Here is a 25,589-nt window from a genome sequence, read left to right on the forward strand (position 1 = left end):
TGGAACCGGCCTCTTAGAAGACGCTGTTGCTGCAGCCCATGCTCGAGCCCAGGTGGGTGCCCTGCGCGCCCGGGTCGCCCTCGCCGTTGAGCCCGTTGCCCAGGACGCCGTTGAGGATCCCGACCTCGCCCAGGACGTCGAGGTTCAGGTCGTGTGATTTGCAGTTGGAGCTCTGCAGGGCGCTGACCTGTTCGCCGCCCTTGTCGCCGCCCCGAACCATGCCTTCAGCGTGGGCAGTGCCGGCGCTCAGAAGTCCGACGCTGCCGAGGGCGGCGACCAGGACGGCAGCCTTGCGAAGGTTGTGCATGTCATCTCCATGAAGTGAGTCGATGCGATCTGCCACAGATCGATCTCTTGCAGGTATGGAGATTTAATATGAACTCAGGAAAAAACGGACATTGACACGCCGATTTGTGATCGGCGTAGTGTGAAGGAACTCCTGGAGCGCCGCAAATCGGTGTGCGCTCGCCGTCGCGTGCGACGAGTGATCTGTCGGCCAACACGTGGGCTCGGTTGGAGTGCATGCCTTGGGGGTCTGTGCTCCTTTGCCTTGACACTCGCCCCTCGGGTGCTGAGTGCTGCTGCAGCTGGTTCGGCGAATGTAGGCGGCGTTGGCCGAAGGAGCCATATTTCTAAGGGAGTTGGGGGAGTCGGCTGCACTGGTTGTTCCCGCTGCTTCGTCGGGCGGTCATCGTTGATCACTTACGGGCGTGCGGTCCGGTGGGCGCGTGGGACGGCAGTGAAGTCGCCCGAAGAAGTCTCGCCGAACAGCGTCTGGTCGTTCGGTCGTCTCGCCCGCAAACCGGTCATACAAATCGGGGGCGGGCGCCGTCCGGGCCGGTGTCGATCTTACGGACGAGCCGCTGTCGGCATGTTGCGGCAACGGTTGGACCGCTTCGCTCGGGCGTCGCGCGAAGTCGGGCTCACCCTGGAGGCTTTGGAGGCTTTGAAGGCGGGGTCTGGCGGGGGTGGCGGGGGGTGTGGCGGTCGGCGTCGTAGCTTCGGAGCCTTGGAGGGGGGCTTTGCCGCCGTCGCCTGCGCGCTGCTCCTTGTCGCCGGGGCCATCGCGGGTACAGGTCTCCAGCTCAGGCCCGGGGGAGCGGGGGAGCGGGGGGAGCCGGGGCGTTGTCGGCGGCCCTCTATGCTGGGCCTGTGACACCGAGGAACGAGCAGGGGCCGGCGCTGCGGGCGGACGCCGCACGCAACCGTGCCCGGGTGTTGCAGGTAGCCCGCGAACAACTGGCCGCCGGTGACGAATCGCTCCAGCTGAACACCATCGCCCGGCTGGCCGGCGTGGGTGTCGGCACCGTCTACCGGCATTTCCCCAACCGTCATGCACTGTGGGAGGCGCTGTCGACCGAGCGCTTCCAGACGCTGGTCGACGAGGCCCGGGCCGCGGCCGCCGACGAGGATGCCCTCGCCGGTCTGCACCGCCTGCTGCGGTTCACGCTCATGCACGCGTTGGACGACGCCGGATTCGCCGCCGTGCTCGAATCCGCCAGCGACACCGATGCGCAGACCTCGGCGCTGAAGGCCGAGCTCGACCAGGCCGTCGCGCATCTGCTCGACCGTGCCCGCCGGATGGGCGCCATCCGACGCGACATCGAGGCCGGCGACGTGCGCCACCTGCTCTGCGGCATCGAGCACGCCGTGCGTTCCGGCGACGGTGACCCCGCGCGTACCGAGGTCTACCTGGGCGTTCTCCTTGAGGGCCTGCGCCCCCCGCGCTGACAGCGGTTCGGCAACCGACACCAGCCGAACCGGCCCACGCCGCCGGCCGTGATCCGCTGACATCCTCCCTCCTTGCGAACCGGATGGCTATCCGTTTGTGCTAGCGTGCCCTCATCTAATCGGATAGATATCCGGTTCCGGTGGCGAGGCAACGGAGGGCAGCCGTATGGAACAGCGGGCGGTAGTGACAGCGGGGACCGGCGGGATCGGCCTGGAGACCGCGATGGGACTGGCGGCGCACGGGCTGACCGTCACCGTGATCGGTCGCGACGCCGAGCGCGGCGCCCACGCTGTCGAGCGGATCGGCGCGGTCGCAACCGGAGGCGAGCCGCGGTTCGTGGCCGCCGACCTCGCGTCGCTCGGCAGCGTCCGAGCGCTCGCCGCCCGGCTGGAAGCCGAGGGGCCGCTGAAGGTCCTGGTCAACAACGTGGGTGCGATGTTCGCGGACCGGCAGCAGACCACCGACGGGATCGAGGCGACGTTCGCCGTCAACCATCTCTCGCCGTATCTGCTGACCGAGCTGCTGCTCGATCGGCTCGCGGCCGGCGGGCCGAGCAGGATCGTCAACGTCAGCTCCGGCGCGATCAAGGTTGCGAAGCGCACCTTCGACGCCGTCGAGCCTCCGGGTGGCTACTACGGTTTCCACTGGTACGGTCGGGCCAAGCTCGCCAACCTCGCCTACACCCTGGACCTGGCCGAGCGCTTGCGCGGAACCGGCATCACGGTCTTCGCGGCCGACCCCGGCGGCGCCGCGACCGACATGACCAACGGCACCATGACCTCACCCAAGATCGTCTCCCCGGCCCTGCGCCTGCTGTGGCCGCTGGTCCGCCGGACCTTCGAACGCTCCACCGCCGGCCCCGCGTCCGTGGCCGCACGCCCGTCCATCGTCGCCGCCACGGACGCCTCACTCGACGGGCAGACCGGCCTGCTCATCGGCCCCGGCGCCCACCCCGTCCCCACCTTCCGAGGAAGCACCGACCCCCGCACGGTCAACGACGTGCTCAGGCTCAGCCGGCAGCTGGCCCCCCTTGGAGACGGCCAGTGACCGTGTGAGCCGCGCACCCGCGCTGCAGAAGTTCACTTGCTGCAGCGCGGATTGCGTTCAGGGAAGATGCGTGGAGGGGGGAGAGGCGGCATGGCGTGAGGGGGGACATGAGGCATGCAATTGGGTCCGTGCTCATCACGACGATCCCGGCCACGGCGACCATTGCGGCCAGGGTGACGGTCACAGCCGGTGACGGCTGCCTCGGTCAGGGGGTCGAGCGCTCGGTCGCGGTCCGGCGCGGGCGGGTCGGGGAGCTGGGTTTGGAAGCCGCCAGGGGGTCCCAGTCCGGTGCGGTTTCGGTGAGCTTCGCGGGGTCGGCGAAGACCCGGCCCGCCCCGGCCTCGGCCATCAGATCCCGCCCGAGCACGGCACCCGCCGTACCCACGCCGCCGATCACCGCACCGGAGATGCCAGGACCCCACACGGTGCTCGCACCGGCCAGGAACAGTCCGGCGAGTTCGGTACGGGCGCCGGGACGCCGCAGTCCGATCTGGTCGGTGGCCAGTTCGAGGCCGTAACAGGCGCCCCCGGTGGACCTCGTGAACCGCTCCTGCGTGAGCGGCGTCGACGCCTCGCGCCACACGATGTGCTCGCGCAGGCGGGGAATGACCGTGCCCGCACGGTCGATCAGCGCCTCGGTGAGCCGCTCCTTCATCTCCCGGTACTCCGGCGCCTTGCGGTACTCGAGCCCGGCGGGCGAGGCGTCGGCGACCCGCCAGAACGTATGGTCGGGGGAGACGAGCGTCATCACCTCGAGAGTGGAGTGGCCCGGCGGCGCCGACCTGGGGTTGCCCGGATCCTTGGTGGCGGCCGAGGTCAGAAAGATCGGCAGCTCGCCGGACAACTCCCCGGTGTAGGCATTGCGATAGGCGCGCTCGGTGTCCGCGTCGGGGTGGCACCAGTAGGTGGTGTTGGGCAGTCGGTCGGCGAGGTCGATGTCGAGTCCGAGGTACACGCTGAAGAACGGGAGCGCCATGCGGTACTTCTCGACACGGCTGACGGTCCTGGCCGGCAGATGTTCCCGTCCGACGAGTTCGAGATAGGTCCGCTTGATGTCGGCGTTGGAGACCACCGCTGTGGTCCTGATCGTCTCGCCGTCGCCCAGCCTTACGCCGACGGCCCGGCCCTGCTCGACGAGGATCCGTTCGACCGCCGCCTTGGTGCGTACCTGGCCGCCGTGGGTCTGGATCACGTCGATCAGGTGCGCCGCGAAGACCTGACCGCCGCCGTGGGGATAGTAGGCGCCGCCGTCGATGAAGAGGTTGAGCAGGCCCGCGTGGAGTGCGATCGGGGCGCGCGACGGCGGCGCGCCGTAGTCGCCCGACTCACCCAGGATCACCGCGCAGGCCAGCGGGCTCAGTCCGCAGGCCTTGAAGAGCCGGGACACCGGCAGCATCCCGACGGTGGCCATCACCGGCGCACGACGGGCCCACGCCAGCTTGTCGAACACGCTGGGACCCGGCCTGCCACGGCGGCGTTCCTCGGCTATGCGCCGGAAGACGGCTATGCACCTGCGCAGCCCGCGCTCCTCCGCGGGAAAGGTCTCGATGAGCCGTTGCAGATAGGCATCCCATCCGCGCGGTACGCGGAAGGTCAGCCCGGGAAAGACCAGCGTGGTGAAGCCGTCCGGGTCCAGCTCGCGGAACTGGATCCGGCCGCCGAGGCCGAGGCCGCGCAGCGCCGTGGTGATCGCGCCCTCGGGATGGCACTCGCCGATGTAATGCACGCCCACATCGAACTCGTACTTGTTGCCGGCCCGGCGGAAGACCTGGCTGCAGCCGCCGGCGACCTGGTTCTGCTCCAGCACCAAGGTGCGTTTGCCACAGGCGGCGAGGTACGCGGCACAGGTGAGCCCGCCCAGCCCCGAGCCGACAACGACGACGTCCCACGAAGCCATGATCCCGCCCCCTGTCCGCAGACTGGTGGACAGCTTCGCGCGCCCGGACGACGACGGTCCAGGAGGATCAGCTGCGCTTTGGCGGCAGATTCCGGGGGCCGTCGCCTTGGCCCGGGCAGACCCCCGGCCGCGGCAGTCCTCGACCGGCTACGACTCCTCTCTCAAACGCGCCCAGGTATGAGTGTCCAGGCCGTCATGGGGGCCCATGCGGGAGAGTTCGGCGCCGTCGCGTCCCAGGGCCACGATGACGGGGCGGACCCGGTGGCCGGTGTAGGGGGACGTCCAAACGGCTATGAGCTTGCAGTGTTCGGGATTCTCGATCCGGCGGGCACCGATGAGAACGTGACCCACATCCCGCCCGAGGTGCACCTTGACGCAACCGATCCATGGGGCCGCGGTGATGGAGTGCGGAAGGTCGAGGCGGCGCGTGAGGCTGAGGGTGCCCGTGCCGCCGCGAACGTCGAGCACATCGACAACGACCGGTTCGTCCGCAGCGCCGCTGCCGATCCCTGCACACCGCCACTGCTCGCCGTACCACTCCAGCAGCGCAAGGTGCTCGTGGGCCCGCGGTGACTCAGGACGCAACACGATCCAGATCGCCGCGACACCGGCAGTGGCGTCGACATCGGCCGACACCACGGTCAGCAGGCGCCGCGGCATCCACCGGGGCTGCGGCTCACGCCCCGCCAGCCCCCGCCGCAGCACGCCCAGCAGAAGAGTTTCCAGCCAGGGTCTGGTCCACATGGTCTCTCCCCATGCGTGCATGCGCCCCCGATGCCCGGAGCGCGAGGACATCGAGCCCCAAGCGGCTGAGGCTACCCGTCACAACCGCCTTTCGACAGACCAAGGCTGACGGAGGGGCATCCCGCACGTGAACCGCGGGGGTGACCTTGGATTGAGAGACCGGCCTCTCGTCATGCAGGGTCGGACGGCTCCGGCAGACGGGAGCTACCGGGACGCGATCGAATGCCGGGTCAGCCGGCTTACGGGCGTAATCCGCAACGCCGCGCTCCAAATTACTGCGACCAGCCTCAGGGCCGCGTTCAAATGGTGCTCGGCGATTCCCCGCATGAAGTGCCGGTCAGGAAAATCTCCCTCGACAAGGCGGAGCGGACCCGCCGTCAGTGACAGCCGCTGGGTCAGCGTGTGGAGAGCGCCCCGGTCCTCGTCGAGGCCCTCCACCGCCAACCGCCGATCATGGGTCGCGGGATGGCGGAGCTGCAGGCACTATCGCGAGGTCCGCCGGATAGTGGGTGCGATCGCGGTCGACCAGGAGGACCTCGGGAACCCTCAGGCCCGGTGAGGCCAGCCGCATGTGGGCGGTTTCGAACAGGTCGACTCCGACACCGGGCGAGAACGGATCCGTGAGATCACCGTCGCCGCTGGCGAGGCCGGCCTGACGGGGCTGCCGCAGTGACCCGCTGTGCGTCAGTGAAACGTATGGGTGCGCCGGCTCGGATGGGGAGGATCAAAGCTCAACCCGTTCTCGTCGAGAGCGTTGAAGACGGTCACCCTGCCGGCCTCGAAGGCGAAGCTGACGTCGATGTTTCCCTGAGCGAGATCCCTGCCTGTCCACTCGAGAAGTTCGGCGCCCTTGAGGGGCAGCCCCTGGACGGCCTGTAGTTCGGAGAGAGGCTCGGGACGCCACTGCAGGTCGAAGCCGGGCCACCGGACGGGACGGCCGGGGTCGATCGTGTTCCACGTGAGGGAGAGCTCGTCGAGCTTGTAGTGGTTGATCTCGACCTGTGTGCCATCGAAGTCGAACACCACCGGGCAGTCACAGAACCACTCGTCGTCCCGGAGGTCCCAGACCATCCAGACTCGCGTGAGCGTCCGGCCGGCAAGACCACGCAGCCGATGCCCATGCTCACGGGCCATGTCACTACGGCCGCTCAACCACGTGGGCCGGTAGCCCGCGATGCCGAAATCGAACATTGCGTCATCCTGTCAGAGCTGCCGCACCTCGGCTCGATGCACCCCTGATCAGTAATCGACCGTCCGCTTCTCGAACGCCGCCGATGGGACTGGTTCTGACCGCACACTCGCCGACCCTGCACAAGTCTCGCCAGGCGCCTTTGCCTTCGGCCTGCCGTCGCGTTGGGCTTGATGTGAAGGGTCTCGTTGAGCGTCTGGCGCCGGATCACCCCAGCGCGTCGGGATGTTCACGAGCGGGCGGGGTGCCTCTGGGATCAGTGGTCCTGCGGCGCCGACGACTCTACTGAAGTCGGTGTTCAGTAGGCGGAGTTGACGTTGTCGATGGAGCCGTAGCGGTGGGCGGCGTAGTTGGCGGCTGCGGTGATGTTGGCTACGGGGTCGGTGGTGCTGTTGGCGGTGCCGGTGACGTGGTAGGCGTTGAAGGTGGGGTCGATGACCTGGAGGAGGCCCTTGGAGGGGGTGCCCTTCTGGGCGTTGACGTCCCAGTTGTTCTGGGCGTTGGGGTTGCCGCCGGATTCGCGCATGATGTTGCGGTGGAGGCCGTCGTAGGTGCCGGGGATGCCCTTGGCCTTCATGATGGCGAGGGACTGCTTGATCCAGCCGTCGAGGTTGTTGCTGGTGTTGGTTTTGGGGGTGGTGTTGTTGTCGTGGGTGGTTGTGGTGGTGGTGTGGGTGGGTTCGGCGGCGTGGGCGGTGGTGGGGATGAGGGTGAGGGCGGCGGCTGCGGCGGCGGTGGTGGTGAGGCCGGTGAGGGTGAGGGTGCGCAGTCGGGTGGTGCGGTGGGTGGTGGCCATGGGGGTGGGGTCTCCTGTGGGTGTCGGGGTGCCGGCCGGTGGGGGGTTCCGGTGGCGTGGGGATGGGGGGTCCCGTGCTGCGGGGCGGAGCGGGCTTGGTTGTGGTGGTTGTGCTCGGTCCGTCTCGTGGCTCCCGGCAACGACAGCCATGGTTAGCGGGGGGTGGGGTGGTGCGCAATGGTGTGACGTACTACCCGGCTTCGGATGAATGTCTGCTTTGTGCCTGTTGGGGGGTTTTCTGTGCTGTTCGGGGTGGGGTGGTTCTACGATCGGGGGTAGGACGTGATGTGCGTCCTATGGGTCGCGTCACGCTGTTGAGCCTCCTCCGGGCACCCGCCTGACCCTCTCCGGGCCCCTCCGAGCACCCGCCTGAACCCTCTCCGGAGGCTCTTCGGGCACCCGGCTGACCCTCTCCGGAGGCTCTTCGAGCACCCGGCTCGCCCCCTCCGGACGCCCGCCCGACGCTCTCCGGCACCCGTCGGACGCTCTTCAGTAGTTCTCCGGGTTGCGGCCTCTGTGTGGATCCCGCTCGGCATGGGCCCCGCTCGGGCCGGCTTGCAGGTCGCTGCGGGCCGTCGCTCGGCTCCTGGCGGCGGTGGTGCATCAGCACTGGTGAAGCGTTCGCGTATCGCATGACGCTGGGTGGCGCTCCGTAGTCCACCAAGGCACTCCATGGCGCCGGATGGCACCGCATGGCGCCACGCGGCGCCATGCGGTGCCATCCGGCTCTCCCGAAGGTGTACGAGTGCGCCGGGTGCCACAACGGTTCGGGTCGTCATCCTCGTGTTTCTGCAGGTAGAGGGGACATTCTCGACCTTGGTCCGCACAAGATGCCACCCGAGCTTGCATGTGGCGCCATAGTGGTGCCATCATGGCGTCATGGACCTCACGCCGTATGTCGACACCCTCCGCCGTGAACTCGCGGTGGCCGCCGAAGCCGGCGGCGACGAAGCTCGGGAACTGGCTGAGCGGCTCACCGCTCCGCTGGAGTCGGCGACCCGACTGACCATGCTCAACGTGCTCTCTGCCGCGATGGACGAGGTCACCCGTGAACTCGCCCCCGGCTCGGTCGACGTACGGCTGCGCGGGCTCGACCCCGACTTCGTGGTGACACCACCGCCCGGCGACGGCGGCTTCCCCGCGGAGCCGGCCGCGTCCGTCGAACCGCTCAAGGCCTCGGCCGACGTCGATGACGGTGGCACGGCCCGCGTCAATCTGCGGCTGCCGGCCCACCTCAAGGCGCGCGCCGAGGAGGCCGCGAGCCGCGAGGGCCTGTCGGTCAACGCGTGGCTGGTGCGCGCCGTGTCGGCCGCGGTCGACGGCGGCACCCGGCCGCATACGACGGAGAAGACCCACACCATCGGACAGAGCTTCACGGGCTGGGTGCGCTAGGCGGGCTGCTCCGCCTCTGCCTCCGCCCACCCCACTTTCCAGCAGTTTCTTCACCCAGGACCCATGAGGACGGTACAGCCATGCCTTCTTTCGCCACTCCTGAACCGATCTCCGCCACCGCCCACGTGGAGGCCGGCTCCATCCGCTTCACCGCGGGCGACCGCCTCGACACCCTCGTCGAGGTGCAGCCGCGTGATCCGAAGAGGGACCAGGACGTGAGGGCCGCCGAGCAGACCGAGGTCACGTACGCAAGCGGTGCCCTGACCCTCAGGACCCCCAAGGCGCGCAATTCGCTTCGCCGCCCCGGCACCGTCGACGTGACCGTCGAGCTGCCCACGGGCTCACGCATCGACATGACCGGTGCCTGGGCCCAGGTGCTCGGCGAGGGCCGGCTGGGCGAGGTCCGCGTGAAGACCTCGTCCGGCGACGTCCGGCTCGACACGACAGGACCGCTGCACGTGACGGCGGCGCACGGCTCGATCACCGTGGACCGGATCGAGGGCGAGGCCGAGATCACCACCAGCACCGGCAGCCTGCGCGTCGGCACTGTGGACGGCTCCGCCGTTCTGAAGAACTCTCACGGCACGACGACTCTCGGCGCCGTGACCGGTGAGCTGCGGGTGCGCGGCGGTTACGGGGACATCGACATCGCACGCGCCGAGGGTTCGGTCGCCGCGACCACCGCCCACGGCGCCGTGCGTGCGGCCGACGTGGCCCGCGGAACCATCCAGTTGGAGACCTCCTACGGTGCCATCGAGGTCGGCATCCGCGAGGGCGCGGCCGCCTGGATCGACGCCAGTTCCGGTTCCGGGCAGGTGCGCAACACGCTCACCGCCTCCGAGGCCCCGGGGAAGGCCGAGGACGCCGTCGAGGTCCGCGCCCGCACCCGGCACGGGAACATCGACATCCTTCGCGCCAAGCCCTGAGGGCCAGGACCTGCCCCGCCGACTCGCCGGCGCCCCAGTCACTTCAGCCTTCGAACGGGAGGGTTCCATGCCTTCTTCTGTCATGCTCACGCCGATTTGGAGCGGTGGTCCGCAGTCGCCCGCCGCCGTCTCCGCCGTCGATCTGCGCAAGTCGTACGGCGACAAGACCGTCCTCGACGGCATCGATCTGCGTATCCCGGCCGGGTCCGTGTTCGCTCTGCTCGGGCCGAACGGCGCCGGCAAGACCACCGCCGTGAAGATCCTGTCCACGCTCATCACCGCCGACGGCGGGCAGGCCCAGGTCGCGGGCCATGACGTCGCCAGGTCAGCGGACGGGGTGCGAGCCGCGATCGGGGTCACCGGGCAGTTCTCCGCCGTGGACGGCCTGATCACCGGTGAGGAGAACATGCTGCTCATGGCGGACCTGCACCATCTGTCGAAGCGCGAAGGGCGCCGGGTCACCGCCGAGTTGCTGGAGCGCTTCGACCTCACCGAGGCCGCGAAGAAGCCCGCCTCCACCTACTCCGGCGGTATGAAGCGCCGTCTGGACATCGCCATGACCCTGGTCGGCAGCCCGCGGATCATCTTCCTCGACGAACCGACCACCGGCCTCGACCCGCGCTCCCGCCACACCATGTGGCAGATCATCCGCGAGCTCGTCGCCGACGGCGTCACCGTCTTCCTCACCACCCAGTACCTGGAAGAGGCCGACGAACTCGCCGACCGCATCGCGGTGTTGCACGACGGCAGGATCGCCGCCCAGGGCACTGCCGAGGAGCTGAAACGGCTGATCCCCGGCGGGCACGTACGACTGCGGTTCTCCGACCCGGCCGCGTACCGGAGCGCCACAGTCGCGCTCCACGAGGTCACCCGCGACGACGATTCCCTCGCCCTGCAGATCCCCAGCGACGGCAGCCAGCGCGACCTGCGCTCCATCCTGGACCGGCTCGACGCGGCCGGCATCGAGGCGGACGAGCTGACCGTGCACACCCCCGACCTCGACGACGTGTTCTTCGCCCTGACCGGCTCCAGCGTGCCGAGCCGGCCCGACCAGCCCAAGGAAGATGTCCGATGAGCTCCCTCGCCCTTGCCGTGCGCGACTCGTCCACGATGCTGCGCCGCAACCTGCTGCACGTGCGGCGCTACCCGTCCCTGACGCTGAACCTGCTGCTCACGCCGGTCGTGCTGCTGCTGCTCTTCGTCTACGTCTTCGGTGATGTGATGAGCGCCGGCATCGGGGACGGCGGGGCGGACCGGTCGGAGTACCTCGCGTATCTCGTCCCGGGCATCCTGCTGCTCACCATCGGCGGTACCACGATCGGCAGCGCGGTGTCCGTCGCCACGGACATGAACGAGGGCATCATCGCCCGCTTCCGTACGATGGCGATCCACCGCGGGTCGGTGCTCATCGGGCACGTCGTCGGCAGCGTCCTGCAGTGCATGATGAGCGTGGTCCTCGTCGGGGCTGTCGCGGTGGCCATCGGGTTCCGGGCCACGGATGCCACCGCTCTGGAGTGGATCTTGGCGGTGGGGCTGTTGACGCTCGTCTCCCTGGCGCTCACCTGGATCGCGGTCGGGATGGGCCTGTCCAGCCCGACCGCCGAGGCCGCCAGCAACAACGCGATGCCCCTGATCCTGCTGCCCCTCCTCTCCAGCGCCTTCGTCCCCATCGACGCGATGCCGGGCTGGTTCCAGCCGATCGCCGAGTACCAGCCGTTCACGCCCGCCATCGAGACCCTGCGCGGCCTGCTGCTCGGTACCGAGATCGGCAACAACGGATGGATCGCCGTCGCCTGGTGCCTGGCGCTGACCGTGCTCGGCTACTTCTGGTCGAAGGCATTGTTCGACCGCGAACCGAAGTAACGGGAGACGGGCCGGTCAGCAGTGCGAGGGCATCAGTGGCCACCTTCTTGCCGGAGCAGCACCGTGCAGGCCCCGACGGTCAGCAGTCCGCCGACAAGGAACGTGTCGCGCACACCGGCGAGCGGGAGGACCAGCCCCCCGAGCGCCGCTCCCGCCGCGATACCGGCGTTGTACGTACCGGAATTCGCCGCGAGTGCGATGTCGGTGCGGCCCGGTGCACAGTGCAGCATCGCGTTCTGGGTGGTCATGAACACCGGCCCGAGCGCACCTCCCAACAGCACGAGGAACACCACCGCCGCCACCGGATCGGTGCCGGCCGCGTACAGGCCGAGCATGCCCACCGCCTGCGTGGCCACGGCAGTGGTCAGCGCGGAATACGGCAAGCGGTCCAGCAGCGCCCCGGTGACACTCACCCCGGCCAGACAGGCAACGCCGAAGGCCACGAGCAGGGCACTGACCGCGCTCGGGGAGAACGCGCTCACCTCGCCCAGGAACTTCACGATGTAGGTGTACCCCGCGAACGCTCCGGTGGCGGACAGGCCCCCGGCCGTCAGCACGGTCCCGAACCGGCGGGCGTCGGGACGGGTTCCGTAAGCGGCGGGCTCAGCTTCCGGACGAGAGGTCGGCAGCAGAGCGGCGATGGTGACGAGTGCGACGAGCCCCAGACCCGCCAACACGGCGACTGGCACCTGCCAGCCGCTCCGCCGGCCCAGCCAGGTCCCGGCGGGAACACCGAGCGCGAGGGCGAGTGAACCGGCGACGGACAGCGCCCCGACCACGCGCCCGCGGACCTCCGGGGCGAAGAGACCCACGGCGACCGGCCCCATCACGGCCCAGAACAGTGCCTGGGCGAGCGCGGTCAGCAGCCGCGCCACCAGGAGGGGCCAGTACGCGGTCGCCAGCGCTGCCACGAGGCTGGACACGACGAGCGTGGTCAGCAGACCCGTGAGCACATGGCGCCGGGGCAGGGCGCGCGTCATGTGAGCGAGCGGCAGAGACGCCACGGCGACCGTCACTGCGTATCCGGTGACCAGGAGACCGACCGCCGACAAGGACACCCGCAGGCTTCTCGAGATGAGTTCCAGGAGGCCGATCGGCAGGTTCTCGGCCGTGTTGAAGGTGAAGGCAGCCAGCATCAAGGCCACGAGCACCGCCGGCCGGCGCCAGGAAGCCGGTCGCTGCATGACCGCACGGTCGCTTCCGGACCTCGCCCGTTGCCCATGCTGCGTGGCACCGTCCATGGAGACAGCTCACCGGGCTCACCGATCCCGCCGCAACCGAATTCATGCGCCGCACGGGACGACGCTCGGACGATCAAGCGTTCCCATCGGAATCGACTCGGGACCGACTCGGCATGATCTCGGGATCGTCCACTCCGGGTTCGGGGGCGCCTACCCGAGTCTCGCGGAGAGGCCGTATCAAAGCACGGTGAGGCCGTATTAAGGGTGTGGCGGCGTGGCGGCGAGGAGAAATCCCCCCGTGCTATTCCCGTACTATTCCCGCGTTATTCTCGCGGGAGCAGCGGTCCGAGGGGTCCGAGGTCCAGGTTGAGGTCCTCGGGTCGCAGGCCGTAGCGCTCGCGCAGCTCGGCCATGCGGTCGTCGAGCAACATCAGGGTGAGCCCGATGCGCTCCTCCTGTTCCTCGCTCAGGTCACCCAGATCGAATCGGCGCAGTGCCTGGCGTTCCATCAGCTGGCGCAGCAACTCGACCACGGTGAGGACGAGTTTGACCAGGTCACGCTCCACGGTGTCCGGATCGAGGCCGAGGCGATGGGCGGGGGCTGTCACAGCGGATCCTCCCAGGGCGATGTCACGCGTTCGTTCACGGAGCTGATCAGTGCGTTGAGATCGATTCGGACCAGGTCGACATCGGCGATGCTCAGGGTGACCACCCCGGTGATGACGACACCTCCCGCGAGCAGCCGGTCGAGCAGATCCACCAGAGCGACCTCTCGGCGGTCCACGACCGTCATGGATTCCTCTCCTCGCCGTCCCATGTCGTGCCGACCGGACCGTCACCGTTCGTTTCCACGAAGGAATAGGGTGCCCATGGACCCGTGACTTCGGTGTTCATTCCGGGTTCCCCGTCCTGTGAGCCCTCCACGATTTTCACGAATTTCTCCGATTGCGTGCGAGGCACCAGGTAGGAGGCGTTCAGGAGGTTCCGCCCGGCGGCTCCGGAGAGCGCGGGACTCTGGGGCGGGTGGAGCCGGGAGGCTTCGGCGTGGGCGGAGAGCGTGGTGTGCAGTCGGCCGGTGAACTGTTCGGCGCGCTGCCAGTCGTCCTCGTGCGTCATCGCCCGTCGACGCCGCTGCCGCAGGTAGTCCCGGCCGGAGACGGGCCGGGTCCCCGCTTCCGCACCGCCCGCGGGCTCGGCTCCGGGCTCCATGTAGACCTTCACCCCCCACTCGACCCGTCCTGCCAGCCGGTCCAGAACGCGCCGGAGGTGATCGCCGCGTTCCTCCAACATCGTGCGCACCCCTGTGTCGTCCCGGAACACGGTGGCGAGTCGCAGCGGCAGGGGTGACGTGACGGCTGTGAGCGCGTCGACGACCTGCTGATGCGCTCGGGCCGTCCCGGCCAGCCAGTCCAGGTCCTCCAGCCGGCGGTGGAGCGGTTCCTCGGCGAACACCCGCTCAGGAACATGGCTGATCACGGCCATCAGACCGTTGTGAGTGAGCAGTCGGGGCGGATCGCCGGCGACGCCCGTCAGTTCGGCCCGCAGGGGAGCGGTGAACGGCCGGCACACCGCGTACACGTAACGCAGCCCGGTCACGGGGACTCCTCACGAAGGTCTTGGGCGGTGCCTTTCCGGCCGGGCAGGTCCTCCCGGGCGCGTCCCGGATCCAGCTCCTCGAGCCGGGTCAGCCGCTCGCGCAACTCGGCGTTCTCCCGGGCGAGTTCGTCGCGGCGAGCCCGGCTGGAGAGGGCTGGGTCGTTGTCCCACCAGTCGATGCCCATTTCCTTGGCCTTGTCCACGGAGGCGACGACCAGGCGGAGCTTGATGGTGAGCAGTTCGATGTCGAGCAGGTTGATCCGGATGTCGCCGGCGATGACCACGCCCTTGTCGAGGACGCGTTCCAGGATGTCGGCGAGATTGGCGCCACCGCCCTGACCGTACGGCTCGGGGAACCGCCCCGGGGTGGTCATCGCCGACTCCCCGTGGAGTACTCCGGTTCCTCCTCGGTCTCCTCGTCTTCGTCCTCTTCGTAGGCGTCGTCGGGTTCGTCGTCCTCAACGCCTTCGTCGCCTTCGTCGCGCTCGACGTCGGCAGCGTCCTCGATGTCCTTGTCGTCCTCGTTGCTTTCTACGTGCGCGGCGTCCTCGGCGTCCTCGAACTCACCCTCGTCCTCGTCGGCGTACGAGCCCTGCTCCGCGTCGTACTCGTCGTCGGCGGCGTACTCGTCGTACTCGTCGTCCTGGCCGTCCCCCTCGCTTTCCTCCGCGACCACGTCCTCGTGGGATCGGACGATCTCGCCGTCGCGGATCTCGCCGCGCCAGCCGTCCGCCACGGAACCCTTGAGGGTGAGGAAGCGGGCGAAGTTCTTGAGATCGAGCCGGGCCCGGCGGCCCTGGGCGCGCCAGATGTTGCCGGTCTTCTCGAACAGGCCCTTGGGGTAGTACTCGATGACCAGCAGGACGCGGGTGAGGCTGTCGGCCAGCCGGTGGAAGGAGACCACACCCTTCGTGGTGCCCTTGGCACCCTCGGACGTCCAGGAGATCCGGTCGTCCGGGACCTGCTCGGTGGTCTTCGCCTTCCAGCTGCGGTTGGACCAGAAGACCTTCAGTTGCCAGTCCGACCGGGTGTCGTCGGCCCGGCCCGCGCTCTTGACGCCCTTCGCGAAGGTGCTGAAGTCCTGGTACCGCGTCCACTGGTCGTAGGCGGTGCGCAAGGGAACGCCGACGTCGATCTGCTCGATGATCACGGTGGGCTTCCTGCCCGCACCGCTCCCGCGCTTGCCCTTACCGCCCCCGAGGTTCTTCAGTGCGCCCATGACGTTGTCTTTGGCGCGCGAGGCCCCCAGCTCAAGCGCGGAGCGCAAGGGGCCTTTGCCCTCGGCGATCTTGCGGCCGCCGTCGAGGGCGAGCTTCGCGAAGCCCGGGCTGTTGCCCTCGCTGATGTCGTTGAGCTTGACCGTGTACTCACCCAGTTTGTGCCCCACGCCCACCAGGAGGCGCTGGGCCTGCAGGGCCAGGTATTCCTGCACCTCCGCCTTGAGCCGGTCCGCGGCCTCGCTGTGGGCGAGGTCCGACACCATGCTGCCGCCGCCGGCGGCCTTGCCGGCGATCCGGCCGGTCGTGGACCTTGCCGTTCCGAGGGTGTCGGTCATCGGTCCCCGCCTCCCTTCGCCCCCCGGGCCCTGGAGGCGGTCCTTTCGGCCGCTGTCGTCGCCGTCTTCTTCGCGGCTGCGCCGCGCGCCGAGGTCTTCCGCGTGGGCGCCTTGCGGCCGGCCTGCTTCGCGGGTGCCTTCCGGGCTGCCTTGTCCTTCGCCGCGGCCTGGAGTGCCGTTCCCTTTCGCCGCGCCCGGCCGCTCTGCTCCTGGCCCGCGGACTCTTCGGAGGCCCTCCGCTCGGCACCGTCATCGCCGTCTTCAGAGCCTTCTACGTCATCAGAGCCTTCTGCGTCTTCAATGTCTTCAGCGTCCTGGTTCGCCTTGCCAGCGTTGCCGGCATGCGTCGGCCCGTACGCCTTGTCCGCCTCCTCGCGCCGGTCGCCGGGCACATCGGGCGCGATGCCGGTCAGCTCGTCGCGCGCGACGGAGGTGCGGTCGTGCAGCCGGGAGGCCAGCGCGTCGAGCCGGCGCTCGACCATGGCCCCGGACGCGGCCTTGCCGACGCTCCGCAGGTCTTCGTGCAGCTGGTCCCCGATCTCCTTGAACTGCGGGTTTTCCCGCAGCTGTTGGGACACCAGGTTCGCCAGGGCCCTGGGAGTCAGGTTCAGCCGCTTGCCCGCCACCAGCGAGCCCACGGCGAGCGCCAGTTTCAGCTTCTTCGTACGTCCGAGGACGTATCCGGCCCCTATCGCGAGGCCCAGTCCTGTTCGGTTCATCGTGCCGCCCCATGGTCGGTTTGCGCGCTCGTGCGCGTCGCGATCTCCAGCCGGTCGAGGAGTTCGTCCTCCAGCCGGTCGAAGTCTTCCTCCGTGATCTCCCCGTGGGTGAGCCGCTGTTCCAGCCGGGACAGTTCGGCCCGGACGGTGGCGGGGTCGTAGTAGATCCGTTCGGCCTCCTGGAGCACCTGTCCGATCACCCACGCGCTGCCGCGCACCGGAGCGAACGGCAGCAGCAACACCTCACTGATGAGGCCCATTGGGCACCTCTACCTCTCGGTGGCCCTGTCGGCGGGCTCGCCGGCCCCGGGCTCGACGAAGCTGTACGGGGGCAGGGGGCCGTTCAGGCTGAGGTCGAGATGCGGCTGCGCCGTGCGAAGCTCGTGTACCGCCTCCAGGAAGCGCGCGGCCGTGTCGCGGTCCACCAGGAACGAGACGTTCGCCAGCCAGCCCGTCGACTCCGGTCCCACCCTGAGCGCCGAGGCAAGCGGGTCCAGGGCGCGCTGCAGGGCGGCCGCGTCCTGGGCCTCCTGCATCCTGACGGCGGCGGCCACCATCTCGCCGAGCTGGATCCGCCGTTCGTAACTGCCTCCGCCCGACTGCCTGTTGGCCTCGGCGAGGGCACGCAGTTCAGGGCTGCCCGCCATCACGTGGTGCAGTACGGCGTCCTCGACGTGGCTGGCCTTGACGTTGTACTCGACCTTGTTGTCGAGGGCCCTGAGGCGTTCCCGGTAGTGCTCGGCGCGCTCGGCGAGGATCGCGGTGACTGCGTGGTCGTCGGGGGCGACGATGCCGAATCGCATGGGCAGCACGCATCCGGCGCTGCCGGCCTCGGCGAGCACGTTCTGGTGGGCGAGCAGATCCCTGCGCTTGGTGCGCAGGCCCTCGGGAGCGTCGCTCACCACGGCCGCCAGGTCGCCTTCGCTCAGCACGCGCACCGTCACCGCCGGATCTCCCACTCCGTCCAGGCCTGCCGGGAGAGCCGGGTGCGACCTCGCGGTGATGCCGTAGACGTACGTGCTCATTCCTGTTCCTCCCTTCGGCGCGAAGCCGTGCTCTTGCGGGTGCGCGGCCTGGGTTCGGAGTCGGATTCCTCGCGGGCCTGCTTGAAGGCATCGGAAATGGTCTCGGCGGCACCGGAGAGTGCGCCTTTGGACTTGCCGCGCGCGCCGGACTCGGTGATCTCGCCGACCAGGTCGGGCAGGCCGGGGCTCTTGCGCGGTCCCGCCTCCAGATCGAGGCGGTTGCACGCCTCGGCGAACCGGAGATAGGTGTCGACGCTGGCCACGACGACCCGTACGTCGATCTTGAGGATCTCGATGCCGACCAGGGAGACCCGCACGAACGCATCGATGACGAGCCCCCTGTCCAGGACGAGCTCGAGCACGTCGTAGAGTCCGCTGCTGCCGCCTCCACCACCGGTCTGTTGTGCGGGGACTACGGTCATGTCGGGCGTGCCTCCTCGGGTGGGGGTGGATGGTCCGGAAGATGTCCGGTGAAGCGTGAGGTGAAGGGTGACGCCAGGGTCTAGCGGCCGTGTGCGTCGGCCCGTCCGCGTTCGTAACGGCGAACGCGCCGGTAGCCGGTGAGCCGCCCCCTCGGATCGAGGTCGACCTGGTAGCTCGCCAGCAAGCTCATGGTGTCGGGGACCCGGGCGAGTTCGAGGACCTCGATCACGAGGGACCAGCCGTCCTCGGTCTGTTCGAAGGACGAGACCGTTTCGGCCGCCATGCCGGTCAACTCGGCGAGCTGTGCGCGCGCCTGGCGCAGTACCTCCGTGGGGGTCGGTCGCTCGTCGTCGGTCATCCTGCCGTCCTTGTCCGTCCCGGGCCGCATCTTGCGCGGGGTGCGTGAAGTCTGTGAATGCGACGTGCACTTGGTGTTGGACATGGCCACCTCTTCATCCGGGTGGCCTGAAGACTCTTGGCCAAACCTTCGGCGTCCGCTCCGAAGTCGCTGAGCCCATGCGGCAGTAGGGTGTGCCCTGGTGGGGGGAGCCGATGGTGACGGCCCCGCCGGCCCGCTGGGCCGCCGGCTCGGCCGGCCCGGCTCCTCGGCAAGGCCCGCTCTGTGGTGAACGGCGTCGAGCGGGATGCCTGGGCCGCCGCGGAGTGCGCAAGAACCGTGGAGTGCGCAAGAACCCGCGGCTCCCTGCGGCTCCTGGCGTCGGCCCGGACGCATCACGGGCGGCGATTGCCTTGTCCGTGAGCGCCGGCCGCAGCTCCCGGCAAGTCTGTGCAAGACCGCCTAGCGGCAGCCGAACGCCGTTGAACGGCGTATCGACAAGATCAGACAGCGGCGTGGCCCGGCCATCCGCTGCGACAGCGCGGGCATCATCTGCCTGGCCATCCGGTGCGACAGCGGCAGGTACCGTCTGCCTGGCCGCCCGGCACTACGCAGGCATCTTGATCCGGTCCGTGAGGTGATTCGGGACGATCAGCCTAGCCAAGGGCCAGCGGCCGGACCGTGAGAATCTGTTCGGCGTGGCCGACGGGGCCGTTGATGTCATGCAGGACGCTGCTGGTGAGCCCCTGTCCCGACGGGCCGAAGGTGACGGTGGTGTCCAGGCCGGTCCACGGGCCTTGCGGCTGCCGGTGCAGATGGATCGTCAGATCGAGATTCGGGAACATCCACGTGGTCGGGTCCTGCTGCACGGCGATGCCGTTCGCGGTGTCCACGAGCGCGATGTAGGAGGCGAGGGGGCTGCTCGGCTCTCCCGCCACCAGGTCGACGAGCGAGGACAGCCAGGCCACCGTACGGCCCCTGCGGGCCGGAGGCATCCGGCGGACGTCGATGGACGAGATGTAGCCTCCGTCCCACACCTCGTTCATCGCCCAGGGAGTGAGCTCTTCGGGGGCAGGGAGGCGCTCGTGCGGGCTGTCGGCCACGGACGAGGTGTCCAGGGCCGCCAGCAGCCAGGCGCGGGCGCGGACGACCGGACGGCCGCCGATGACCACGGTCGCTTCGAGAAGTTCAATGGTCCGGCCGGGGCGGACGGTCTCAACGGTGATCTCGCACTCGTCGAGGGCGATGCGGCCGAGGATGTCGTAGCTGATCCGCGCGAGCGTCAGATCCCCGGGGCGCGTCGCCAGGTGCCGTTCGATCGCGTGTACGACGAGCCCCGCGAGCGGGCTGAAATGCTGTTCGGCGGTGCTCCACGCACCCCCCGCGTGAGCCGTGGGTTTGTAGAGGCGCTCACCTGTCCGCTCGTAGTAGCTCTCGCGCGCGACGATGCCGGTGGTCACGGGATTCGTCTCCTCGGACAGGCAGCAGTGCACGGGATACATGCACCATTCACCTATCTTAGGGACCGTCGGCCCTGTACGTCATCGTGATCAGTGGCACAGAGCGTCGGGCGGGGGAGTCGGGCGGTCCAGCAACTGCGCCTCTTTGCCCCCGGTCTGGGGCTGAACGACGGCGAATGTGAAGCGATCACCGGCTTCCCGTCCCCGTTGCTGCGCCCGAACCCACCGCGCCGCGCTCGACTCGTCGTCCAGAGCTGAAGTCGTCCAGCGACGCAGAGCCCGGTCCCGGTGCAACTCGACCAGGTCGGCCGTGTCCGTCAACTGCCACGGCCGCAGAAGGAGAGCCGGGGCCGACTGCGTGGCGGTCACCTCGAGCCGTGCAGCGGTCTCGTCCACGGGCGGAGAGTATGCGGTCGCGGCGGCTGCGGCCGGCGTGTCTGTACGGGCTCCGCGCCGCTTCGGCTGCCGAGTCATCGGGCGGGCCGCTTTGCGGAGCGTGCGTTCCTCATTTCGCGCCCTTCAGGACAGCGTCGGGGCCGGCCGAGGCCGAGTCTGCTCTGGGTCTGCACGCTCCGCTCCCGGTCGGTTCAGGCGGATGGCACCAAGGAGAAGACCACACGCTTTCCGGTCGTGGTGTTCATCCGCTCGTTGAGCCCCCACAGGCGCCCGGACGAGGGGGCGTAGGAAAGGTTCTGGGTCAGCGGCGGGGCGTGGGTGAGGACGTGCGGGGCCGCGCCGACGGCTGCGCGGTGGATGCAGTACGGCACGTCGGAGTCGGTGGTGCCCGCCGTCTCGGGGCACTCGCCGCTGAAGTAGTAGTACGTGCCGTCCGTCGCAGCGCCCTGCACCTTCCAGATCGGCACGCTGTAGACGGCGGAGGCGGTGAGTGTCCCCGTGGTGTCGCCGGCGGTGTCGGTGTCGGGCAGGGCCGTGCTCGCGTTCAGCGGCCAGCGCATCAGGGGGCCGCCGCCGTGGTCCGCGATCTGGGTGGTGACCAGGGCGTCCGGTGTGGAACTGCGGTCCAGGCTCAGCGAGGTCAGACACGGCTCGTCGGCGTTGCACGGGTCACCCGCATTGCCGGTGAAGTAGGCGCCGACCATGGGAAGGGCCCAGTTGCTGTAGTGCGCCGAGGAGCCGCCGTCGCCCTCCACCCCGACCGAGGCGGAGCCGGTGTCGCTCATCTTCCACAGGTGCCGCAGGTCGTAGACCTGGATCTGGTGTCCGGTGGCGACGAACAGCTTGTTGCCGTACCAGGTGACACCGTCGGCGTGGCCGCTGAGCACGTCCTTCTGCGGCATGTCGCCCGCGCCGCCCACCGCGCGGAAGGTGGCGCTCGTGGTGCTGGTGGAGTAGGGGTCGACGAGCAGCACGTGCTGGTAGGTGACCGAGGTACCGGTCGACTCGGCGATGGTGATCCGCGCGTACGCGTTGTCCTGGCCCGTGTGCGCGTAGTGCCAGGAGGCGATGTAGAGGTAGTGGCCGTTCCAGGTGCCGCCGGGCTGTGCGTCGTGGGAGCCGGTCAGCCCCTGGGGCGTCCAGTCGGAGGACGTGTCGTCGGCCTGGTTCCAGCAGAAACCGTCGTACTTGAGCGAGCCGTCGAGATTGGTGTCGTGGCACAGTGCCGGCCGGCCCGCGTGGCCGCCGTCGGCAAGGATCTGTTCGGGCGAGGTACGCACCGACACGTTTCCGGACGCCTCTATCGTGCGGATCGCCGCGCCGCGATTCTCGAAGTCCCCGGCACGCATGGTGTATTCGCCGGAATGAACGGTCACCGGGGCCAGCACCGAGGCAGCGGCCGCAGGATGGGCCAGCGACAGCGTGACGGTGCAGAGCAGCAGGGCGAGAAACGCACCGGCTGCCCCGCCCCACCGGCGACTTGTCAAGAACATGCTGTTGGTCATGTCGGCTGACGCTATCTCAATCCCCGGAGCGGGCACTCAGGCGGTTGCGTCCACGCCGCGCCGCCGCGCTGCACCGCCGTGTCACCTCCGATGCACGGACTCCCCATGTCAGCAGCGCTAGTTCCGTGGGACGTCCCTGACGTACACGATCCCGTCGCTTCCGGCCAGGTGAGCCGGGTCGAACGGGGCGTAGCCGTAGTACGGGGACACGCGCGGCGCGGGCCGCGTGTCGGCGAGGGCGGTGGCGAGCCGCGGGGTGTCGATGACGCAGCGGTCCTCCGGGAGCGCGTACAGGAGCCCTTCGAGGGTGTCCGGGGGCGGGGCGTCCACGCCCCGGTGCCGGATCGTGCCGAGGGCCGTCGCCACGAAGGCGTACTCCTCACCGAGCTGGGCGCTCACCAGCGCACCCGCGCCCCACCACTCCACCGGCCCTTCCCACATCTGCATCCGGCTCTTCTCCCGCTGGAGATGGGAGTTGTGGGCGTGGACGAGTGCCGGACCCCGAGCGGCGACGGCAAGGAGGTTGTGGGCCATCATCAAGTCCCGCAGCGCGCACAGCCGCGTCATGCGGGCCGGTGAGGGGTCGGCCATCCAGTAGTGGTAGCGCAGCAGGCCGGTCGCGGTGCGCCCGTACAGGCGCGCCCGGTCCCAGTCGTCCCGCGAGGTCACCGCGAGCAGGTGCGGCGTCTGCGCGTCGAGCAGTGCCACCAGATCGTCGGCGAGCAGCCGCAACTGCCCGGCCTCGGCCGACTGTCCCACGGACCGGGCCGGGTCCGTCATCGCGGCGGGATCGGTCCACCGGTCGTCGGTGCCCAGCAGGCGGTCGAGCGTCCCTCCGGTGCAGGGCAGCAGGTCAGCGTCCACCCGGGCCGCGAGGTAGCCGTGGAGTGCGGTGAGGGTCTGCCGGGGGCTCGCGGCGGCGGTGATCTCCAGCGGGCCGTCGAAACCGGCGAAGCGGAGCCGATCGGACGCGGGCCGGCCCTCGTTGTAGGCGCGCATCCAGCGCACGAGTTCGCGGTTGGCCGCGAAGGCGCCCCAGGCATGGCTGAATCCACGCTCCATGACCTCGTCGAGAGTGCCCGTGCCCGAGGTGACGTGATCGTCCACGACCAGGCCCATCATGCAGTCGCTCTCCATCGCGATCGTCCGGTAGCCCTCCTGCTCGACGAGTTGCCGGAAGAGCTCGTTGCGCAGGCCGAGCAGACCGTCCTCGCCGTGGGTGGGTTCGCCCAGGGCCAGCAGTCGGGGCCGGGCCGGGAACAGCCGCATGACGGCGGCAGCTTCGACGGCATGGACGGTGTCCTTGATGTCATTGGCCATGCATTCAACGGTATCGTTGAACCTTCGGTTGAAACTTTTCCGCGATACCGTCCGTTCCATGCGGCAAAACCTTCAAAACGGTGAGCGACTCAGGCCGGTTGATCTGGCGCGCGGGCACGGTCTGTCCACGCAGGCGGTCAGGAACTACGAGGAGGCCGGCATCCTTCCGGCCGCCGGTCGCACACCCCACGGCTACCGCACCTACACCCCGCTGCACGCCGGGGCCCTGCGCGCGTTTCTCGCCCTGGTGCCCGGCCACGGCCACCGCACGGCGACATCGATCATGCGGGCCGTGAACCAGGGCGCGGTCGACGAGGCGTTCCACCTCATCGACGAGAGCCACGCCCAGCTCCTCGACGACCGGCGGACCCTCCAGGCCGTGGAGAGTGCGCTCCGTGACCTGGAGCCCGCCACGGCACCCGAGCCGGGTGTGGGGACCGAGCCTGCCGCGGTGTCCGGGCCCGGCGGCACCTTCATCGGGCCGCTGGCCGGGAAGCTCGGAATCCGTCCCGCGACGCTGCGCAAATGGGAGCGCGCCGGTCTGGTGCGCCCCCGCCGCGACCCGCTGACCGGGTACCGCGTCTACGACGAGGCCGACGTGCGGGACGCCAGACTGGCCCACCAGCTCAGGCGGGGCGGCTATCTGCTGGAGCAGATCGCCCCGCTGATCACCCAGGTGCGTGCGGCAGGCGGGCTGGAGCCGCTGGAGGCCGCGCTGAGCGACTGGCACGGTCGGCTGTCCGCCCGCGGGCGGGCGATGCTCACCGGGGCCGCGGAGCTGGAGGCGTACCTCCGCGAGCGCGGATGAGGTTTCGGCCCTCGGCCGGGAGACAGCCGGGCCCTTCGGTGCCAAGCCCGTCGGCGTCGAGCCCTTCGCTGCCGCGTCCTTCGGAACCCGAAGGACGCGCCCCGGAGTCCTGGTCGGCGTCCTTGACGGTCTTCGCCGGCAGTCGCCGGCGCGTGTTCACTGCAGGGGGGACGCGGAATCGGGCAGCTTGTACCAGTTGCGTGCGTGGTCGGTGTGGTCGCGGTTGTTGCAGGCGTCGTTCACCGCGTCGCCGGTCCAGGGCGCGGCCACGGGGACCACTGCGAGTGCTTCTTTGCAGAGGCCGGTGGTGAGGGGGCTCCGGTGGCTGGTGGTACTGGTGGGGCCGCCGCCGGCGTTGCCGACTCCGCCGGCGTGGGCCGGGGTGGCGAGTGCGAGACCGGCGATGGTGAGCGCGGCGAACGCGCTGATCTTCTTCATAGCCGGGTCAACGACACCGGATCGCCCCAGGTCACGCCGCTGCGGGGCGTCAAGGTCGACCAAGCGACGCGCCGTAGGGCCGATTCGGCCGATGGTCGCACGATCGCATCCCGTGTTGCGGCAGGACGGAGCGCCGCCGTGGCGCAAGGAGCTACTCGCGGCCGCCGTGGAAGCCCTGCTGCACCGGGGCCGCACGGACAGGGCGGCGGCGTTCGCGCCGGTCGACGCCGCGCTGCGCGACTACAGCAGACCCACTGCGGGGACGGCGACGTTGAGGGGACCCAAGCCGACGGGATTGGCAAGGTTGTCGAGGACTCCACCGGTGGGTGTTCCGTCAGGGGCGCCACCCATGGGCGGCGGGAACTGCACGGGGCCGGAAACCAGGCTGCCCACCGGAGGCGACCCGACACGGGGAGCGGCTGCCGTGGCGCCGACCGCGGAGACACCGAGGCCACCGGTAGCGAGGAGTGCGATGGCCGCGATGCGGGATGACTTGGTCATTTGGATCCTTCGAAGGGGCTCTCCGACGGCATGACGTGCCTCCGACCCGACCGGAGGGCGTCGCCTGCTTGCCCTGCCAACGCCCCAGCCGTCCCCAGGTGACGCCTTCCGTCTCCCCCTCCCTCGCGCCGGCCTCCCCGCCCCGGTTCCGACACGCGCGCCGGACGTCGCCGATGCCCACACCAACCGGGCGTTGACCTGCCGCAGGGCGAGGGCGGGGAAGCGTCGGCTCCTCCGTCCGCCGCAGGGCCGGGGGGGCGAGGAAGCACCTGCTCCTCCGCCATGACTACCGTGGCCCCCAGCACTCACCGAACCGCCCCTTGGAGAACTCCTGTGTCCGTGCCCCTCGGCGAAGACCTCGTGGCTCTGTTGCGCCGCCCCAGCACCTGCTACATCGCCACGACGATGCCCGACGGCTCGCCGCAACTCACTCAGACATGGGTCGACACCGACGGCGAGCACGTCCTGATCAACAGCGTCGAGTCGCATCAGAAGACCCGGAACATCGCGCGCGATCCTCGGGTGGCCGTCGCGGTCGCCGACCCCTCGGACCCCGCCTCCTACGTCCAGATCCGCGGCCGTGTGGTGCGGGTGACCACCGAGGGAGCGGTCGACCACATCGAAGCGCTCGCGCAGAAGTACCTCGGCGGGCCCTACCCGTGGTACGGCGGCCGAGACCAGGTCCGGGTGATCTACGTGATCCGGCCCGAACGGATCAGCAGCCCCCGCGGCTGACCGC

30 protein-coding genes are annotated in these 25,589 nt (G+C 69.5%); 8 read left to right on the forward strand and 22 right to left on the reverse strand.

What is annotated here, in order from left to right; all coding sequences use genetic code 11:
* Nucleotides 1-13: 13 nt before the first annotated feature.
* The gene (locus ACZ7P3_RS25585) at nucleotides 14-307 is read right to left on the reverse strand and encodes a hypothetical protein (RefSeq protein WP_472085371.1); all 294 of its coding nucleotides are present in this window, start codon (nucleotides 305-307) and stop codon (nucleotides 14-16) included.
* An 845-nt stretch (nucleotides 308-1,152) separates the two neighbouring features.
* Here ACZ7P3_RS25585 and ACZ7P3_RS25590 point away from each other — a divergent pair.
* Both ACZ7P3_RS25590 and ACZ7P3_RS25595 read left to right on the forward strand, forming a co-directional pair.
* On the forward strand, nucleotides 1,153-1,731 hold the full coding sequence (locus ACZ7P3_RS25590; RefSeq protein ID WP_472085372.1) for a TetR/AcrR family transcriptional regulator: 579 nt from the start codon (nucleotides 1,153-1,155) through the stop codon (nucleotides 1,729-1,731).
* Between the two features lie 166 nt (nucleotides 1,732-1,897).
* Nucleotides 1,898-2,779: an SDR family NAD(P)-dependent oxidoreductase gene (locus ACZ7P3_RS25595; RefSeq protein ID WP_472085373.1), complete on the forward strand. Its 882-nt coding sequence runs from the start codon at nucleotides 1,898-1,900 to the stop codon at nucleotides 2,777-2,779.
* A gap of 205 nt (nucleotides 2,780-2,984) precedes the next feature.
* Here ACZ7P3_RS25595 and ACZ7P3_RS25600 read toward each other — a convergent pair whose 3' ends face one another.
* The 4 genes from ACZ7P3_RS25600 to ACZ7P3_RS25615 form a co-directional block, all read right to left on the reverse strand.
* Nucleotides 2,985-4,676, reverse strand: a complete 1,692-nt coding sequence (locus ACZ7P3_RS25600) for a phytoene desaturase family protein (RefSeq protein ID WP_472085374.1) — start codon at nucleotides 4,674-4,676, stop codon at nucleotides 2,985-2,987.
* Nucleotides 4,677-4,823: 147 nt separating this feature from the next.
* Nucleotides 4,824-5,420, reverse strand: coding sequence for a hypothetical protein (locus tag ACZ7P3_RS25605; protein ID WP_472085375.1), 597 nt, complete (start codon nucleotides 5,418-5,420; stop codon nucleotides 4,824-4,826).
* A 684-nt stretch (nucleotides 5,421-6,104) separates the two neighbouring features.
* A complete protein-coding gene (locus ACZ7P3_RS25610) occupies nucleotides 6,105-6,611 on the reverse strand; it encodes a hypothetical protein (RefSeq protein WP_472085376.1) in 507 nt (168 codons plus the stop codon).
* 296 nt (nucleotides 6,612-6,907) lie between these two features.
* Complete coding sequence (locus tag ACZ7P3_RS25615; protein ID WP_472085348.1) at nucleotides 6,908-7,405, reverse strand: transglycosylase SLT domain-containing protein; 498 nt, start codon at nucleotides 7,403-7,405, stop codon at nucleotides 6,908-6,910.
* Nucleotides 7,406-8,284: 879 nt separating this feature from the next.
* Here ACZ7P3_RS25615 and ACZ7P3_RS25620 point away from each other — a divergent pair.
* The 4 genes from ACZ7P3_RS25620 to ACZ7P3_RS25635 all read left to right on the forward strand — a co-directional run bounded on the left by ACZ7P3_RS25620 (nucleotide 8,285) and on the right by ACZ7P3_RS25635 (nucleotide 11,586).
* Complete coding sequence (locus tag ACZ7P3_RS25620) at nucleotides 8,285-8,797, forward strand: hypothetical protein (RefSeq protein WP_472085377.1); 513 nt, start codon at nucleotides 8,285-8,287, stop codon at nucleotides 8,795-8,797.
* A gap of 80 nt (nucleotides 8,798-8,877) precedes the next feature.
* Nucleotides 8,878-9,723 carry a DUF4097 family beta strand repeat-containing protein gene (locus ACZ7P3_RS25625; RefSeq protein ID WP_472085378.1) on the forward strand — a complete coding sequence of 282 codons (846 nt, stop codon included), beginning with the start codon at nucleotides 8,878-8,880 and terminating at the stop codon, nucleotides 9,721-9,723.
* 67 nt (nucleotides 9,724-9,790) lie between these two features.
* Nucleotides 9,791-10,798: an ATP-binding cassette domain-containing protein gene (locus ACZ7P3_RS25630; RefSeq protein ID WP_472085379.1), complete on the forward strand. Its 1,008-nt coding sequence runs from the start codon at nucleotides 9,791-9,793 to the stop codon at nucleotides 10,796-10,798.
* The gene (locus tag ACZ7P3_RS25635) at nucleotides 10,795-11,586 is read left to right on the forward strand and encodes an ABC transporter permease (RefSeq protein ID WP_472085380.1); all 792 of its coding nucleotides are present in this window, start codon (nucleotides 10,795-10,797) and stop codon (nucleotides 11,584-11,586) included. Before ACZ7P3_RS25630 ends, ACZ7P3_RS25635 begins: the two co-directional genes overlap by 4 nt.
* 32 nt (nucleotides 11,587-11,618) lie before the next feature.
* Here ACZ7P3_RS25635 and ACZ7P3_RS25640 read toward each other — a convergent pair whose 3' ends face one another.
* The 15 genes from ACZ7P3_RS25640 to ACZ7P3_RS25710 form a co-directional block, all read right to left on the reverse strand.
* A complete protein-coding gene (locus tag ACZ7P3_RS25640; RefSeq protein WP_472085381.1) occupies nucleotides 11,619-12,770 on the reverse strand; it encodes an MFS transporter in 1,152 nt (383 codons plus the stop codon).
* A gap of 320 nt (nucleotides 12,771-13,090) precedes the next feature.
* Entirely contained in the window at nucleotides 13,091-13,375 is a 285-nt protein-coding gene (locus ACZ7P3_RS25645; protein WP_472085382.1) for a gas vesicle protein K, read from the reverse strand.
* Nucleotides 13,372-13,560, reverse strand: a complete 189-nt coding sequence (locus ACZ7P3_RS25650) for a gas vesicle protein (RefSeq protein ID WP_472085383.1) — start codon at nucleotides 13,558-13,560, stop codon at nucleotides 13,372-13,374. Before ACZ7P3_RS25650 ends, ACZ7P3_RS25645 begins: the two co-directional genes overlap by 4 nt.
* Nucleotides 13,557-14,363, reverse strand: a complete 807-nt coding sequence (locus tag ACZ7P3_RS25655; protein WP_472085384.1) for a GvpL/GvpF family gas vesicle protein — start codon at nucleotides 14,361-14,363, stop codon at nucleotides 13,557-13,559. Before ACZ7P3_RS25655 ends, ACZ7P3_RS25650 begins: the two co-directional genes overlap by 4 nt.
* Nucleotides 14,360-14,737: a gas vesicle protein gene (locus ACZ7P3_RS25660; RefSeq protein WP_472085385.1), complete on the reverse strand. Its 378-nt coding sequence runs from the start codon at nucleotides 14,735-14,737 to the stop codon at nucleotides 14,360-14,362. Before ACZ7P3_RS25660 ends, ACZ7P3_RS25655 begins: the two co-directional genes overlap by 4 nt.
* A complete protein-coding gene (locus ACZ7P3_RS25665; protein WP_472085386.1) occupies nucleotides 14,734-15,918 on the reverse strand; it encodes an SRPBCC family protein in 1,185 nt (394 codons plus the stop codon). Before ACZ7P3_RS25665 ends, ACZ7P3_RS25660 begins: the two co-directional genes overlap by 4 nt.
* Nucleotides 15,915-16,637, reverse strand: a complete 723-nt coding sequence (locus ACZ7P3_RS25670) for a hypothetical protein (protein WP_472085387.1) — start codon at nucleotides 16,635-16,637, stop codon at nucleotides 15,915-15,917. The genes ACZ7P3_RS25665 and ACZ7P3_RS25670 overlap by 4 nt, the downstream gene beginning before the upstream one ends.
* Nucleotides 16,634-16,897, reverse strand: coding sequence for a gas vesicle protein GvpG (locus ACZ7P3_RS25675; RefSeq protein WP_472085388.1), 264 nt, complete (start codon nucleotides 16,895-16,897; stop codon nucleotides 16,634-16,636). Before ACZ7P3_RS25675 ends, ACZ7P3_RS25670 begins: the two co-directional genes overlap by 4 nt.
* Nucleotides 16,898-16,906: 9 nt before the next feature.
* A complete protein-coding gene (locus ACZ7P3_RS25680; protein WP_472085389.1) occupies nucleotides 16,907-17,662 on the reverse strand; it encodes a GvpL/GvpF family gas vesicle protein in 756 nt (251 codons plus the stop codon).
* A complete protein-coding gene (locus tag ACZ7P3_RS25685; RefSeq protein ID WP_472085390.1) occupies nucleotides 17,659-18,084 on the reverse strand; it encodes a gas vesicle structural protein GvpA in 426 nt (141 codons plus the stop codon). Before ACZ7P3_RS25685 ends, ACZ7P3_RS25680 begins: the two co-directional genes overlap by 4 nt.
* Before the next feature lie 80 nt (nucleotides 18,085-18,164).
* Nucleotides 18,165-18,473 carry a gas vesicle protein GvpO gene (locus ACZ7P3_RS25690; protein WP_472085548.1) on the reverse strand — a complete coding sequence of 103 codons (309 nt, stop codon included), beginning with the start codon at nucleotides 18,471-18,473 and terminating at the stop codon, nucleotides 18,165-18,167.
* A gap of 605 nt (nucleotides 18,474-19,078) precedes the next feature.
* Complete coding sequence (locus tag ACZ7P3_RS25695; RefSeq protein ID WP_472085391.1) at nucleotides 19,079-19,882, reverse strand: thioesterase family protein; 804 nt, start codon at nucleotides 19,880-19,882, stop codon at nucleotides 19,079-19,081.
* A gap of 90 nt (nucleotides 19,883-19,972) precedes the next feature.
* Nucleotides 19,973-20,278: a GNAT family N-acetyltransferase gene (locus tag ACZ7P3_RS25700; RefSeq protein WP_472085392.1), complete on the reverse strand. Its 306-nt coding sequence runs from the start codon at nucleotides 20,276-20,278 to the stop codon at nucleotides 19,973-19,975.
* 191 nt (nucleotides 20,279-20,469) lie between these two features.
* Entirely contained in the window at nucleotides 20,470-21,783 is a 1,314-nt protein-coding gene (locus tag ACZ7P3_RS25705; protein ID WP_472085393.1) for a hypothetical protein, read from the reverse strand.
* A gap of 117 nt (nucleotides 21,784-21,900) precedes the next feature.
* On the reverse strand, nucleotides 21,901-23,103 hold the full coding sequence (locus tag ACZ7P3_RS25710; RefSeq protein WP_472085394.1) for an erythromycin esterase family protein: 1,203 nt from the start codon (nucleotides 23,101-23,103) through the stop codon (nucleotides 21,901-21,903).
* 58 nt (nucleotides 23,104-23,161) lie between these two features.
* On the opposite strand from ACZ7P3_RS25710, the gene ACZ7P3_RS25715 reads away from it, so the two are divergent.
* On the forward strand, nucleotides 23,162-23,911 hold the full coding sequence (locus tag ACZ7P3_RS25715) for a TioE family transcriptional regulator (protein ID WP_472085395.1): 750 nt from the start codon (nucleotides 23,162-23,164) through the stop codon (nucleotides 23,909-23,911).
* A 156-nt stretch (nucleotides 23,912-24,067) separates the two neighbouring features.
* Here the strand turns inward: ACZ7P3_RS25715 and ACZ7P3_RS25720 are convergent, their stop codons facing one another.
* Together ACZ7P3_RS25720 and ACZ7P3_RS25725 are read right to left on the reverse strand one after the other, a co-directional pair.
* Nucleotides 24,068-24,349, reverse strand: a complete 282-nt coding sequence (locus ACZ7P3_RS25720) for a hypothetical protein (RefSeq protein ID WP_472085396.1) — start codon at nucleotides 24,347-24,349, stop codon at nucleotides 24,068-24,070.
* A gap of 240 nt (nucleotides 24,350-24,589) precedes the next feature.
* Nucleotides 24,590-24,850 carry a hypothetical protein gene (locus ACZ7P3_RS25725; protein ID WP_472085397.1) on the reverse strand — a complete coding sequence of 87 codons (261 nt, stop codon included), beginning with the start codon at nucleotides 24,848-24,850 and terminating at the stop codon, nucleotides 24,590-24,592.
* A gap of 333 nt (nucleotides 24,851-25,183) precedes the next feature.
* On the opposite strand from ACZ7P3_RS25725, the gene ACZ7P3_RS25730 reads away from it, so the two are divergent.
* On the forward strand, nucleotides 25,184-25,585 hold the full coding sequence (locus tag ACZ7P3_RS25730) for a PPOX class F420-dependent oxidoreductase (RefSeq protein ID WP_472085398.1): 402 nt from the start codon (nucleotides 25,184-25,186) through the stop codon (nucleotides 25,583-25,585).
* Nucleotides 25,586-25,589 lie beyond the last annotated feature (4 nt).

The organism is Streptomyces sp. NPDC107581, assembly GCF_055657175.1.